This is a genomic window from Ferruginibacter sp. HRS2-29 (assembly GCF_024343615.1).
GTDB lineage: Bacteria > Bacteroidota > Bacteroidia > Chitinophagales > Chitinophagaceae > Ferruginibacter.
Genome location: NZ_RJUB01000001.1, coordinates 77,552 through 91,055, shown reverse-complemented (window position 1 = coordinate 91,055; position 13,504 = coordinate 77,552). Strand labels below are relative to the sequence as shown.

The window sequence follows — 13,504 nt, the reverse complement described above, 5'->3', positions numbered from 1 at the left end:
TTTTATCGTCATTATTTACCCTTACCGCAGGGCAACATAATTGTTGCAGCTGAACAATCGTCTGCCGATCAGATATGAAGAATAAGTTTATCAACATGCTTAAGGAATCCCGGTTCGTAAAAGGGATAGTGTACGCCATCGTCGGGATATTTACCTACCCCGGAATTAATATCATCAATAAATTGAAAATAAAGGGAATGGAAAACCTCGATGGCCTTCCCAGGAAAAATGTACTTTTTGTCAGCAACCACCAGACTTATTTCGCCGATGTGATCACGTTCATCCATATTTTTTGTGCCAACAGCTGGGGCAAAAAAAACAGGCTCGGTCTTCCTTATTATCTCCTGTGGCCGTTTACCCGCATACGATACGTAGCTGCGGAAGAAACCATGAAAAGCAACTGGCTCACCAGATTATTCACGTTGGCGGGGGCTGTCACCGTCAAACGTACCTGGCGCTCCGAAGGCGGGGAGGTCCGCCGCGGCCTAGATCCCGGCGATACCCGGAAGATAGCAAGGGCGCTGGACGGAAACTGGGTCATCACTTTTCCACAGGGAACTACCAAACCATTTGCACCCGGGCGCAAAGGCACGGCTTTTATCATTAAGCAGACAAAACCCATCGTTGTTCCCGTTGTCATCAGCGGCTACTGGAGAGCCTTCAATAAAAAAGGATTGAAATTTAAAAAGAAAGGCACCAAACTTTCGGTCACTTTCAAGGAGCCGCTCAAGATCGATTATGAAGCATCCACAGAAAGCATCCTCGAAAAGATCATGGACAGCATCGAACAAAGCAGGGAATATATGCTGAAGAGCAAGCACCATCTGCTGACACCAATCGATAAATGATCTATGATCTACGATGTATGATCTGAAAGCACGTTCTAAAGATCATACATCGTACATCATAGATCATAGATCATACATCATAGATCATAGATCTTACATTGTTTTATTTCCCAAATAATGCTTTCAATTCTTCCGCTTCTTCGGGTTTCATCTTACCTCCCAATATCAGTCGCAGTTGCCTTCTTCTCAAAGCGCCGTCAAACAGGGCTTTTTCAGCTTCTGTTTCCGGGATCAGTTTATTTACAGGCCTTGGTTTCCCGTTGGGATCCAGCGCCACGAAAGTGTAATAAGCTTCGTTGCTCTTGTAACGGTATTGTTGTATGGCATCTTCTCCCCACACATTCATATGCACTTCCATGCTGCTGGTGAAAGCCCTTGTCACTTTGGCTTCTATATGTACCACGTTGCCGATCTTGATAGGGGTTTCAAAAGAAATATTATCTACCGATGCTGTCACTACAGGGGCTGCACAATGTTTCATGGCTGCCAGTGCTGCCGCAATATCCATCCAGTACATCAGACGGCCACCCATCAGATTGCCAAAATTATTCGTGTCATTCGGAAGCACCAGTTCGGTCATTACCACCAGTGAGTCCTTCGCATTTTTTTCCATACTGCAAAGTTAAGAGTTTAGGGTTTAGGTATAGCTTCGTGCCCGTGGCGCGTACTTACAAAGTTTAGAAGTTTAGATGGTTTAGAGTTTGGAAGTTGATATATAATTAACTTTGAGGATTATTAAAAAAAATCGAAGGTTTGACTATTCACCATTCACTATTCACCATATGATATCATTTGATAATACCGAATACGCTTTTGCTTACAAAACCACCAAAGAACTTAAACGCGCCAATTTTCTTTTTTCTTCCATGGGCAATCCTTTGCTGCTCAACACAGGGCTGAAACTGATGCCGCTGGCGATGAAACTTCATATCCCATTTACAAGATCCATCATCCGGCAAACGATCTTCAAACAATTTGTTGGCGGGGAAACATTGGAGCAGACTGCCGTGGTGGCGGACAAACTGGGCAGATACAATGTGCAGGTGATACTTGATTACGGTGTGGAAGGGGGCGATGATGGCGAAGCCGGGTACGATCACGCTACAGAAGAATTTATAAAAGTGATCGGTTATGCGGCTACACAAAACAATATCCCGTTGATGAGCATCAAAGTCACCGGTATCGTACGTTTCGGCCTGCTGGAAAAAATCGACAGTGGCATGAACAGTAACGAGGGTACATTGATGAAACGTTATTATAAAGTGATCGGTTTGCTGGGCAATGATGAAAAAGCAGAGTGGGAAAGGGCTGTAGCAAGGCTGGTGAAGATCTGCGAAACAGCCAACAGGAAAAAGATCGGTGTGCTGGTAGATGCTGAAGAGACATGGATCCAGGATCCGGTGGATGCGCTCACCATCCTGATGATGGACACATATAATAAAGAAAAAGCAGTGGTATATAATACCATCCAGTTGTACCGGCACGACAGGCTCGCTTTTTTAAAGGCCAGCCATGAAGCCGCTACCGAACGTGGGTTTGTGCTGGGCGCAAAACTGGTACGTGGCGCTTATATGGAAAAGGAAAGGAAACGTGCCGCTGAAATGGGCTATCCTTCGCCGATACAACCTTCCAAAGAAGCCTGCGATAAGGATTATAACGACGCAGTAGAATTCAGCATCGAACACCTGGACAACATCGCGTTGATCGTAGCTTCGCATAATGAATACAGTAATTTGTACGCTACACAACTGCTCGATAAAAAAGGCCTTCCACACAACCATCCGCATGTGCATTTTTCACAACTGTATGGTATGAGCGATAACATCACTTTCAACCTGGCGAAGAGCGGCTGCAGTGTGAGCAAATATTTGCCTTTCGGACCCATCAAAGATGTTGTACCTTACCTGATGCGCCGTGCGCAGGAGAACAGTTCTGTGGCCGGTCAAACCGGACGGGAACTTGGGTTGATAAAAAAAGAACTGGAAAGAAGGGGGCAATTAAGAATTAAGAATTAAGAATTGAGGAATGCAGGATTTCAGACATACCATTTAAATAAACTAATTCGTGTAATTCGCATAATTCATTTATATTAATGTTTCAAAACCAAATTAATTCTTATGACCACACAAATTGATCTCGTTACGGAGGAAACAGATCCACCGAAACTGAATTCTACTTTAAATGTGTTAACCATCCTTACCATTATCGGTTGCAGCCTCGGGGCATTGGTTACCATCGCCACACCATGGCTGACGGGCTTTATGAAAAAAGCAATGGACAAGGCAGCCGAAGGTGAACTTACCCCGGATAAAATGGAACAGCTTCGTAAGGGGAGGGAAGCACTGGAAATAACCGAGAATAATATGGTAGCGTTGCTGGCAGTAAGTTTCATTGGCCTCATATTGTGTTTTGTAGGGGCACTGATGATGCGCAAATTGAAAAAAGATGGATACTGGTTATATGTAGCCGGGCAGATCATACCTATTGTAGGTGGGGTCATTATTGCCGGAACAAGCCAGTATCAAAGTGGCGGAGCATTCTTTATGCCGGCAGTGGCAATTGTTTTCATCATCCTTTATACGATTCAAAAGAAGACATTGGTATATTAGATCATTTTCTGAGGAGTTTGTAGATCTTTATAGCGCTCATTAAAATAACAATAAACAATATCAGTCCAAGAACACCCCACACAAGGCTGATGCTTTGTTTTACGGATACGATCATTACGATAGCCACCAAAAAAATGGTGGCTATTTCGTTCCATATCCTCAGTTGCTGAGAAGTGTATTTGAAAATGCCCCGCTGCTGCTGGCTGTATATTTTTTGCAAAGAAAAATGATACAGGTATAGGCCGGCCACAAAGCCCAGTTTTATCCACAACCATTGCGGAACGCTGCCATACAAAAATCCCATCCATGTTCCAAAGATCAGTGTGAGCAAAGCTGAGGGCCATGTGATGCCCATCCACAAGCGCTTAGTCATGATACCGAATTGTTTTTGCAGGATGCTTTTATCCGGCTCGGGCTTTTCATTCGCCTCGGTAGTGTAGATGAACAACCGTGGGATGTAAAACATACCGGCAAACCAGGTTACAATGAAGATAATATGGATGGCTTTGATGTAGAAATACATGTCAATAGTGAATAGTCAATAGTCAAATCTTTGAACCTTGCTGGTTTTCCAAAAGGTTTAACCTGTGAAGTTTATGATTTTATCAGACCTGTGATCATTTTGAAACAATCAATAGTTGTTTTATTTAATACAGTAGTTGAAAAATTATTAAAATAACCAAGAGCGTTAGCGATGTCAAAGGCAGCGTCAATCTCAATTAAAGAACCTCTTGCAATTTCAAAATATCTTTTTCTTTCCGCTTCTGATTTTCTGGAACAACCTTCTGAAAGATTTAAATAAACTGATAGTGATGCCCGCCTGATTTGTGATGCCATTGCATATTTCTCTTCCGGAGGCAATTGGTTAGTGAATTTGTAACATTCTGCAGCAAATTTTTTAGCTTCAGAAAAAAGATTCATTTTCTGGTGATTCAATGTCAAAAACATATTGTTGCTTTAATCACACAAATTACCACAAAACGCAATTAAACCCTCCAGAATAAATATGTAGCAAGACTAAATAAAAACTTTCAAAGATTTGACTATTGACTATTCACTATTGACTAAGCCTTGCAATGCATCTACCCACTTCGGTTCCAGATTCATGCACGGTATCATCGTATATTCCTCCCCGCCCGCATTCAAAAAACTTTCCTTTCCCCGCATGGCGATCTCTTCCAGGGTTTCCAGGCAATCGCTTACAAATGCCGGGCAAAGTACCAGTAATTTTTTGATCCCTTCTTTGGGCATTTCTTCCAAACGTATATCAGTAAAGGGTTCCAGCCATCCTTTTCCAAGGCGGCTTTGAAAGGAGATGCTGAATTTATCTTTAGGTATCCCCAGTTTTTCTGTTACCAGGCGGGTAGTGGTAAAGCATTGGTGGCGGTAACAGTGCGCATGTGCCGGCGATGCTGTATCGCAGCAATTGGCAGATGCCAGGCAATGACTTCCGGTGATATCGCTTTTTCGTATATGCCTGCCCGGTATCCCATGATAACTGAAAAGAATATGATCATATTCCTGGTGCAGGTAAGGGCGCATGCTCGCGGCAAGCGCTTCTATATAACTTTCCTTCTTGTAGTAAGGTTCTACAAATTTCAAGCTGAACTTGTAGCCATTTTTTTTATGGATATCTTTTGCATATTCCACAGCCGTTTCATAACTGCTCATCGCATAATGCGGGTACAAAGGAACAGCGATCACTTCTTCCAGTTGGGGAGCACGCTGCAGCAGTTTTTCAAAACCATCCTCCGGCGACGGGTTGCCATAACGCATTCCGATCTCCACCGGCTCTTCCACATGTTGCTGTAAAGCATCACGGAGTTGTTTTGTGAGCATTACCAGTGGCGAGCCATCTTTGGTCCATATCTCTTTATATGCTTCCGCGGATTTGGGCGCCCGCAAGGGCGTGATGATACCCTTTACCAGCAACAGGCGAAACAAATAAGGCTTGTCGATTACCCGTTCATCCATCAAAAACTGATTGAGGTACCTGCGTACATCTTTCACTTCCGTACTATCCGGCGAACCCAGATTCATCAATAAAATTCCCCTTTTCTGATTGCTCATATTTTCAAAAATATTTGCAAAGGTAGGGGAACAATCAATTGCCGGGAACTTAAGTCCCCGGCAATTGATTGTTCATGAAGATAATTTTCAAAAACACCGGCAACCTTCTGTTGTAGTATTACGATATTTTGTAATGGTGGCAAAGAGTGAAACCGCAGCGAGCAGGAGAACATAGAGTTTACGCAGAGTTTATCGGTAAAAGTTGAGCAACCTCATCTAAACTCTAAACTAATATGACATTTCAATGACACACAAATTTCTTTTCCCAACTTTGTACAAGTAATTTTGCAGCAGAGAAAATTTTAGACCTAACCAGCATAATGATAGCAGAACCAGTCACCGACATTTCTTCCTTTTTCATAGCAGGGATCAACTACAGAAAATCCGATGCTTCCGTACGTGGCCAATTCTCCATCAACAATCAGCAATACCGGCAACTCATCGTGTCGGCCGGGAGCTTTAATATTAAAAATCTTTTCGTTCTTTCCACCTGCAACCGCACCGAGATCTATGGCTTTGCAGAAAATGCCCATTCGCTTGCAAAATTATTGTGCACGCATACCGAAGGTTCACTGGAAACCTTTTCTGAAATGTCGTACACCCGGCAAGGTGTGTATGCCATCGAACATTTGTTCAATGTAGCAGCAGGACTCGACAGCCAGATACTCGGCGATTATGAAATTGTAGGGCAGATAAAAACGGCGGTAAAATTTTCCAAAGAACATTTACTCATCGATACTTATCTCGACCGCATCATCAACGAAGTATTGGCCGCATCTAAAAATATCCGCACCAATACACACCTGAGCAGCGGTACCGTTTCGGTTTCTTTTGCAGCCGTGCAATACATCCGCCAGCATTACAACGATACCACCGGGAAGAAGATCTTGCTGGTAGGTACCGGTAAGATAGGCATGAATACTTTCAGGAATATCGTGGATTACCTGCCTCAAACAAAAGTAACACTCGTTAACCGTTCGGTTGAAAAAGCCGCGTTGCTGGCAAAAGAGAACGGGATCGCGTATGATAGTTTTGATAACCTCTCCGGGTGCATCGAAGATGCCGATGTAGTGATTGTTGCTACCAATGCTCCGGAACCGATCATCCACGACCTTCATTTTTCTGCAAAGAAAAATAAACTGGTGATCGATCTTTCAGTACCTTTCAATGTGGCGTCATCGGTACAGGCGTGCGAACATGTAAAACTGATCAACATCGATGAGCTCAGCAAGATCAATGATGTGACGTTGAAAAAACGTGCGGCAGAAATTCCAAAAGTGAAAGCGATCATCAGCGAACACATCGCCGGCTTTATGGAATGGCACCAGATGCGTAAAAACGTACCGGTACTAAAAACAGTGAAGAAACATTTATTACAGATACAATCATGCGATGCCGCAGGGTCTTTCAGCATCAAACCGCTGGAAGAAGAAAAGATCCAGAAAGTGATCAACGGCATGGCAGTCAAGATGCGCACGCAAAACCAGCGTGGATGCAACTATATCGAAGCGATGAACGATTATATCTCTACCGCTTCCAATTAAAAGAATGCAATCAGTTATCAAGATAGGAACCAGGGAAAGCGAACTGGCCGTATGGCAGGCTACCATGGTGAAAGAAATGCTCGAAGCAGAAGGCCATGCGGCGGAATTGCTCTACATACGGAGCGAAGGCGACATCGACCTCAAAACCCCGCTTTACGAAATGGGTGTTCAGGGTATCTTCACCCGCAGCCTCGACATCGCGTTACTTAACCATACCATCGACATCGCCGTGCATTCCATGAAAGATGTACCCACCCAATTACCACAAGGCATCTGCCAGGCAGCAGTGATAAAAAGGGGGAATTATAAGGATTTGTTTGTCCCAAATCCTCATAGTGAATTGTCAATAGTCAATAGTCAAAGCCCGCAGCGTTCATCTGATCTGGAAAACTTGCCCGGTTCTTTAAAAACTCCGGAGGTTTCACTATTGACTATTGACTATTCACACATAGCGACTTCCAGCATCCGCCGCAAAGCCCAATGGCTGCATCGCTATCCTCAAAGCATTATCAACAATATTCGGGGAAATGTGAATACCCGTTTGCAAAAGTTGGCCGAAAGCAACTGGCATGGGGCTATTTTTGCGGCAGCAGGATTGGAAAGGATCAACAGGCGGCCCCACACGGCGATAGAACTGGATTGGATGTTGCCGGCTCCGGCGCAAGGTGCAGTGATGGTAGTGGCGAGAACGGGAGAGGATGCGCCGCTTTTCGCCTGCGCAAAATTGAATGACGAAGCGACTGCCGTGTGCACAAAGATAGAACGTGATTTCCTGCGCGAATTGCTGGGCGGTTGTTCCACACCCATCAGCGCTTTGGCGCAGGTGGAGGAGGATGAAATACATTTTGAAGGGAATATCCTTTCATTGGATGGAAAAGAAAAAGCATCTGTAACACAAACCGTCGCTTTGAAGGATGCGGATGGATTTGGAAAAAATATGGCCATTCGGTTATTACAAAATGGCGGCGCTGCGATCGCGGAAAAAATTCGTGATGGAAAATAGTATCCATATACTTTGTACAAGGCATCTCGATGCACAGCTGGTAGAATCCGCTGCCGCAAAGAATATCCTCATAGAGGAGATTTCTTTCATCGCTACAGAGCCTGTAAAAACGGTGGAAGTGCAACAGGAGATTGAATATGCGTTATCGCTTTCCGCAACAGTGGTATTCACCAGCATGAATGCCGTGGAGGCAGTCGCGACATTTTTGCTGGAAGATGATATGCCTGACTGGCGGATCTATTGCATTGGCAACACCACAAGGCAACTGGCAAAAAAATATTTTGGCGACCATAGTATCGCAGGTTTTGCGGAAGATGCTGTAGCATTGGCGGAACTGATCGTGGAAGAGGGAGATGCCGAAGAAGTGGTGTTTTTTTGCGGTAATAAAAGGAGAGATGAACTGCCGGATTTTTTACGTAGCAATGATATTGCTATAGACGAAATTACTGTGTACGAAACTTTTGAAGTGAATCATAAGATATCAAAAGATTACCACGGTATTTTATTTTTCAGTCCGAGTGCGGTAGAAAGTTTTTTTGCCAATAATAAAAGCGGGGAACGAACGATCTTTTTTGCCATCGGCAAAACAACCGCTTCGGCCATCCGCAAATTCACCGGTAACAGGATACTTCTCTCGGATGAACCCGGAAAAGAAAACCTGGTGATGAAGATGATGGAATATTTTAGTGGATAATTGAACAATAGATAATTAAACAGTGAATAATAATGTACTTGTGTTTAGTTGCGCAAATGATCAACCCGAAACCCGTCACACGCAGCTAATACAATAAATAATCAACATGAACTTAAATAATTCTTCACAAATCATACCTTAACGATCATAGATCATACATCACACATCATACATCACACATCACACATCATACATCATACATCATACATCACACATTCTTTCTATGTTAAAAAACGATTTACTACTAAGGGCTCTAAGAGGCGAAGAAACAGAACGCGTTCCGGTATGGATGATGCGTCAGGCCGGAAGATATTTGCCGGATTACCTGAAGCTGAAAGCCAGGTACGATTTTTTTACAAGGGTGGAAACGCCTGAACTGGCGACGCAGATCACGTTGCAGCCGATCGATCAGGTAGGTGTGGACGCGGCGATCATTTTTTCTGATATTCTCGTGATACCGCAGGCAATGGGCAAGCAGGTGTTGATGGAAGAAGGGCGTGGGCCTTCATTGCCATCGGTGATCGCTACACAACAGGATGTAGATGCTCTTATTACCGAAGGCGTGGAAGAAAGCCTGAAGTATGTGATGCAGGCATTGGCATTGACCAAACAGGAACTCAATGGCCGTGTACCGCTGATAGGTTTTGCCGGTGCTCCATGGACGATACTTTGTTATATGGTAGAAGGAAAAGGCAGCAAGACCTGGGATAAAGCAAAACAATTTGCGTACACGCAACCGGCGGTGGCACATAGCCTCTTGCAGAAGATTACGGATATCACGATCGCATACCTGAAAGCACAGGTGAAAGCCGGTGCGGATACGGTGCAGGTGTTCGACAGCTGGGCCGGTTCATTGAGCCCCGCGGATTTTAAAGTATATGCCCAGCCTTACCTGCTGCAGATAGCCGATGCATTGAAAGACGATGCACCGGTGATATTATTTCCTAAAGGAACCTGGTATGCGTTGAAGGATCTTGCTGAAAGCAGTGCTTCGGGCATCGGTATCGACTGGTGTATATCGCCGCAGATGGCAAGAGAATTTACCGGTAATAAAATAACTTTACAGGGCAATTTCGATCCTTCGAAGTTGCTGGCGCCCATACCTGAGATCAGGAAAGCAGTAAAAGAAATGATCGATGGATTTGGGAAAACGCGTTATATAGCAAATCTTGGTCACGGTATCATGCCGAATGTGCCGGTAGATCATGCAAAAGCTTTTGTGGAAGCAGTGAAAGAATTTGGCGTAAGATAAAATGACCTCATGATGAATAAGACAGTTACAAAGGAATTCAGGGAGAAATGGATCAGCTACATCCATTCGTTGCAGGAAAATATTTGTACCTCACTGGAACGTATAGACGAAAAAGAAAAGTTTGGCAAAGATGAATGGGAACGCCTGGAAGGCAGCGGCGGTGGTGGATTGACCAGAACCATTAGCGGCGGAAAGGTTTTTGAAAAAGGCGGAGTAAATACCTCGGTGGTATTTGGTGCGGTAACAGAGAAGATGAAAGGGCTATTGAACAAGGAAAATGCAGCCAAATGGTTTGCTGCAGGATTATCGCTGGTGATACATCCATTGAATCCTTATGTACCGACCGTGCATGCCAACTGGCGTTATTTTGAACTGTATGACGAAGCGGATAATGTGATCGACCGCTGGTTTGGCGGCGGCGCTGACCTTACACCTTATTATCTTTTTGAAGAAGATGCCAGGCATTTTCATCAGACCTTAAAAAATGCCATCGATCCTTTTGGAGGGAATATTTATACAGAATACAAAAAGAATTGTGATGAATATTTTTCCAATAGCCATCGCAATAATGAAACACGGGGAATCGGAGGAGTATTTTACGAACATCTTCGCCCTTCGGATGAAACCGGGGCAGCAGATCTTTTGAGGTTTCAACAGGCGAATGGTGATGCGTTTGTAAACGCATATATACCGATAGTAGAAAGAAGGAAAGGGATGGATTTTGGTCCGGCTGAAATTGAGTGGCAGGAGATTCGTCGCGGGCGTTATGTGGAATTTAATCTTGTACACGACCGCGGTACATTGTTCGGCCTCAAAACCAATGGCCGCACAGAAAGTATCCTGATGAGTCTGCCGCCCAGGGCGAGATGGTTGTACGATCATCATCCTGTACCCGGAAGCGAAGAGGATAAATTGTTGCAGGTTTGTCTGTACCCCAAAGACTGGCTGAATACGATTATCAGTGAAGAAGATAAGGACGAATGGGCAAGGAAATCAAATTCCTGCTGATAAAAATAACAGTATGATACTACAAAGAAGAAACCGCATACTTCGGGTCAGCCCCGCAATCCGCTCGATGGTAGCGGAAACAATTTTGACACCGGCAGATTTTATCGCTCCGTTATTCATCGACGAAGGCGAAGGCATTTCTACCGAAATTCCTTCCATGCCGGATTATTACAGGCGCAGCATAGACCTTACTATCAAAGAGGTGAAAGAGCTGTGGGAACTTGGAATAAGATCCGTTTTACTTTTTGTAAAAAGTAAAGACGAATTGAAAGATAATACCGGCAAGGAAGCCTGGAACAGCGATGGCCTGATGCAGCGCAGCATCAAAGCCATCAAGGAAGCTGTACCGGGAATATATGTGATGACGGATGTGGCACTCGATCCGTATTCTTCTTATGGTCATGATGGTATCGTAAAAGACGGGCAGATCGTGAATGATGAAACAGTGGAAGCCCTGGTGAAAATGAGCATCAGTCATGCAGTGGCCGGAGCTGATATGGTAGCGCCCAGCGATATGATGGACGGCCGCATAGGCGCCATCCGCGAAGGATTGGAACAGAACAATTTTATCAATACCGGGATCATGGCTTACAGCGCCAAATATGCGTCCTGCTTTTATGGTCCGTTCAGGGATGCCTTAGATAGCGCACCGGGATTTGGCGATAAAAAAACTTACCAGATGGATTTCGCCAACAGGATTGAGGCTGTAAAAGAAACGCTGATGGATGTGGAAGAAGGAGCGGACATCGTGATGGTAAAACCCGGGCTTCCATACCTCGATATAGTGCGTGAAGTGAAGAACGCAGTGGATGTGCCGGTAAGTGTTTATAATATCAGCGGAGAATATGCGATGATAAAAGCGGCAGCACAACGGGGATGGATAGACGAAAATAAAGCGATCATAGAAACACTCACTTCTTTTAAAAGGGCAGGAGCGGATCTGATTGCGACTTATTTTGCAAAAGATGCAGCAAAGCTTATTAATGGATAATAGTATAATGGATAATAATACATTCATATAAAACTTCGATCATTAATTGAAATTTTTAAACCGGAAACATTATCCATTATCCATTCACCCGTTATCCATTAAACCAATCATAAAAATTTTAATTGAAAATGAAAATATCTCATAGCAAACAACTTTTTGAACGTGCTCAGCTTTCCATTCCCGGCGGGGTAAACTCTCCCGTACGTGCTTTCAAAAGTGTAGGCGGCACGCCGGTTTTTATCGAAAAAGCAAAAGGGGCCTACCTGTTTGATGCTGATGGGAATAAATACATCGACTACATAGCCAGCTGGGGACCAATGATATTGGGGCATGCACACAAGCCTGTGATAAAATCCATTCAGAAATATGCAGTTCATTCCACCTCGTATGGTGCACCTACAGAACTGGAAATTGAAATGGCAGAACTGATCATCAGCATGGTGCCGGGCGTTGACCTGGTACGCATGGTAAGCAGTGGTACCGAAGCCTGCATGAGTGCATTGCGCCTGGCACGCGGATATACAGGCAAGAATAAATTCATCAAGTTTGAAGGAAATTATCATGGCCATGCGGATTCATTTCTGGTGAAAGCCGGAAGCGGCCTGGCCACGCTGGATATACAAACTGTACCCGGTGTAACCGCCGGTGTGAGCCAGGATACCTTATCGGCGCCCTACAACGGTCTTAATGCGGTACAAAAACTGGTACACGAAAACAAAGGCCATATAGCAGCGATCATCGTAGAACCCGTTGCGGGAAATATGGGCTGCATCATTCCGCAGGATGGTTTCCTGGAAGGGTTACGCAGTATTTGCGACAAAGAAGATATCGTACTCATCTTTGATGAAGTGATGACAGGATTTCGCCTGGCGGCAGGCGGCGCACAGGAAAGATTGAATATCGCAGCAGATCTTGTAGTGTATGGAAAAGTGATCGGGGGAGGAATGCCCGTAGGGGCATTTGGAGGAAAAAGAAAGATCATGGAACACATAGCGCCGCTCGGGAACGTATACCAGGCAGGCACTCTCAGCGGTAACCCTATTGCGATGATCGCGGGTTATACCACGCTTCGGGAATTAAAGAACAAACCTGAAATATATCTTTCGCTGGAAGCAAAAACCACTTACCTCCGTGAAGGGCTGCACAAGACTTTGAGCAAAAGCAATATTCCGTTTGTCATCAATCAGCTTGGATCGATGATCAGCGTACACTTTTCAAAACAACCTGTAAAAGATTTTACTTCCGCTTCTCAATGTGATATTGCCATGTTCAACCGCCTTTTTCATTTCATGCTGGCCCATGGGGTTTATCTGCCGCCTTCCGCTTACGAAAGCTGGTTCCTGAATGATGCACTCAGTTATAAGGACCTGGATAAAACTATCCGTCTTTTTAGAAAGTTTGTAAAGGCAGAAAGTAAGCCAGCGTAACAATTTCTAAATCCGGAAATTTTCTTCCATAAGGTTTTTGTTGGTGGGCATGAAGTAA

The 13,504-nt window shown here is 44.3% G+C and carries 14 protein-coding genes; 10 read left to right on the top strand and 4 right to left on the bottom strand.

From position 1 onward, the window contains the following. The first annotated feature begins 95 nt into the window (after positions 1 to 95). Positions 96 to 848: a lysophospholipid acyltransferase family protein gene (locus EGI32_RS00460; RefSeq protein ID WP_255153379.1), complete on the top strand. Its 753-nt coding sequence runs from the start codon at positions 96 to 98 to the stop codon at positions 846 to 848. A gap of 103 nt (positions 849 to 951) precedes the next feature. Here EGI32_RS00460 and EGI32_RS00455 read toward each other — a convergent pair whose 3' ends face one another. Next, on the bottom strand, positions 952 to 1,461 hold the full coding sequence (locus tag EGI32_RS00455; protein WP_255153378.1) for an acyl-CoA thioesterase: 510 nt from the start codon (positions 1,459 to 1,461) through the stop codon (positions 952 to 954). A gap of 169 nt (positions 1,462 to 1,630) precedes the next feature. Between EGI32_RS00455 and EGI32_RS00450 the strand changes: the two genes are divergently transcribed. Together EGI32_RS00450 and EGI32_RS00445 are read left to right on the top strand one after the other, a co-directional pair. Then, a complete protein-coding gene (locus EGI32_RS00450; RefSeq protein ID WP_255153377.1) occupies positions 1,631 to 2,863 on the top strand; it encodes a proline dehydrogenase family protein in 1,233 nt (410 codons plus the stop codon). 102 nt (positions 2,864 to 2,965) lie between these two features. Next, a complete protein-coding gene (locus tag EGI32_RS00445; protein ID WP_255153376.1) occupies positions 2,966 to 3,457 on the top strand; it encodes a DUF4064 domain-containing protein in 492 nt (163 codons plus the stop codon). A 1-nt stretch (position 3,458) separates the two neighbouring features. On the opposite strand, the gene EGI32_RS00440 is transcribed toward EGI32_RS00445, so the two are convergent. The 3 genes from EGI32_RS00440 to hemH all read right to left on the bottom strand — a co-directional run bounded on the left by EGI32_RS00440 (position 3,459) and on the right by hemH (position 5,527). Next, positions 3,459 to 3,980: a CopD family protein gene (locus EGI32_RS00440; RefSeq protein WP_255153375.1), complete on the bottom strand. Its 522-nt coding sequence runs from the start codon at positions 3,978 to 3,980 to the stop codon at positions 3,459 to 3,461. A gap of 71 nt (positions 3,981 to 4,051) precedes the next feature. Further along, positions 4,052 to 4,378, bottom strand: a complete 327-nt coding sequence (locus EGI32_RS00435) for a four helix bundle protein (protein WP_255153373.1) — start codon at positions 4,376 to 4,378, stop codon at positions 4,052 to 4,054. 129 nt (positions 4,379 to 4,507) lie between these two features. After that, a complete protein-coding gene (gene hemH, locus EGI32_RS00430) occupies positions 4,508 to 5,527 on the bottom strand; it encodes a ferrochelatase (protein ID WP_255153372.1) in 1,020 nt (339 codons plus the stop codon). Positions 5,528 to 5,847: 320 nt separating this feature from the next. Between hemH and hemA the strand changes: the two genes are divergently transcribed. The 7 genes from hemA (at position 5,848) to hemL (ending at position 13,446) form a co-directional block, all read left to right on the top strand. Further along, positions 5,848 to 7,071, top strand: a complete 1,224-nt coding sequence (gene hemA, locus EGI32_RS00425) for a glutamyl-tRNA reductase (RefSeq protein WP_255153371.1) — start codon at positions 5,848 to 5,850, stop codon at positions 7,069 to 7,071. A 4-nt stretch (positions 7,072 to 7,075) separates the two neighbouring features. After that, on the top strand, positions 7,076 to 8,074 hold the full coding sequence (locus EGI32_RS00420; RefSeq protein WP_255153370.1) for a hydroxymethylbilane synthase: 999 nt from the start codon (positions 7,076 to 7,078) through the stop codon (positions 8,072 to 8,074). Continuing rightward, a complete protein-coding gene (locus EGI32_RS00415) occupies positions 8,064 to 8,768 on the top strand; it encodes a uroporphyrinogen-III synthase (protein WP_255153368.1) in 705 nt (234 codons plus the stop codon). The genes EGI32_RS00420 and EGI32_RS00415 overlap by 11 nt, the downstream gene beginning before the upstream one ends. Positions 8,769 to 8,991: 223 nt before the next feature. Continuing rightward, positions 8,992 to 10,020, top strand: a complete 1,029-nt coding sequence (hemE, locus tag EGI32_RS00410) for a uroporphyrinogen decarboxylase (protein ID WP_255153366.1) — start codon at positions 8,992 to 8,994, stop codon at positions 10,018 to 10,020. Positions 10,021 to 10,032: 12 nt separating this feature from the next. Beyond that, a complete protein-coding gene (gene hemF / locus EGI32_RS00405) occupies positions 10,033 to 11,028 on the top strand; it encodes an oxygen-dependent coproporphyrinogen oxidase (RefSeq protein ID WP_369681605.1) in 996 nt (331 codons plus the stop codon). A 13-nt stretch (positions 11,029 to 11,041) separates the two neighbouring features. Continuing rightward, positions 11,042 to 12,019: a porphobilinogen synthase gene (gene hemB / locus EGI32_RS00400; RefSeq protein WP_255153364.1), complete on the top strand. Its 978-nt coding sequence runs from the start codon at positions 11,042 to 11,044 to the stop codon at positions 12,017 to 12,019. A gap of 128 nt (positions 12,020 to 12,147) precedes the next feature. Next, the gene (hemL, locus tag EGI32_RS00395; RefSeq protein ID WP_255153363.1) at positions 12,148 to 13,446 is read left to right on the top strand and encodes a glutamate-1-semialdehyde 2,1-aminomutase; all 1,299 of its coding nucleotides are present in this window, start codon (positions 12,148 to 12,150) and stop codon (positions 13,444 to 13,446) included. Positions 13,447 to 13,504 lie beyond the last annotated feature (58 nt).

Excerpts from the sequence above, each read along its gene's own strand:
- EGI32_RS00455 (WP_255153378.1), bottom strand. The coding sequence starts at position 1,461 with ATGGAAAAAAATGCGAAGGACTCACTGGTGGTAATGACCGAACTGGTG.
- hemL (WP_255153363.1), top strand. The coding sequence starts at position 12,148 with ATGAAAATATCTCATAGCAAACAACTTTTTGAACGTGCTCAGCTTTCC.
- EGI32_RS00415 (WP_255153368.1), top strand. The coding sequence starts at position 8,064 with ATGGAAAATAGTATCCATATACTTTGTACAAGGCATCTCGATGCACAG.
- hemA (WP_255153371.1), top strand. The coding sequence starts at position 5,848 with ATGATAGCAGAACCAGTCACCGACATTTCTTCCTTTTTCATAGCAGGG.
- hemH (WP_255153372.1), bottom strand. The coding sequence starts at position 5,527 with ATGAGCAATCAGAAAAGGGGAATTTTATTGATGAATCTGGGTTCGCCG.
- EGI32_RS00460 (WP_255153379.1), top strand. The coding sequence starts at position 96 with ATGCTTAAGGAATCCCGGTTCGTAAAAGGGATAGTGTACGCCATCGTC.
- hemF (WP_369681605.1), top strand. The coding sequence starts at position 10,033 with ATGAATAAGACAGTTACAAAGGAATTCAGGGAGAAATGGATCAGCTAC.
- EGI32_RS00440 (WP_255153375.1), bottom strand. The coding sequence starts at position 3,980 with ATGTATTTCTACATCAAAGCCATCCATATTATCTTCATTGTAACCTGG.
- EGI32_RS00420 (WP_255153370.1), top strand. The coding sequence starts at position 7,076 with ATGCAATCAGTTATCAAGATAGGAACCAGGGAAAGCGAACTGGCCGTA.
- EGI32_RS00435 (WP_255153373.1), bottom strand. The coding sequence starts at position 4,378 with ATGAATCTTTTTTCTGAAGCTAAAAAATTTGCTGCAGAATGTTACAAA.
- hemE (WP_255153366.1), top strand. The coding sequence starts at position 8,992 with ATGTTAAAAAACGATTTACTACTAAGGGCTCTAAGAGGCGAAGAAACA.
- hemB (WP_255153364.1), top strand. The coding sequence starts at position 11,042 with ATGATACTACAAAGAAGAAACCGCATACTTCGGGTCAGCCCCGCAATC.
- EGI32_RS00445 (WP_255153376.1), top strand. The coding sequence starts at position 2,966 with ATGACCACACAAATTGATCTCGTTACGGAGGAAACAGATCCACCGAAA.
- EGI32_RS00450 (WP_255153377.1), top strand. The coding sequence starts at position 1,631 with ATGATATCATTTGATAATACCGAATACGCTTTTGCTTACAAAACCACC.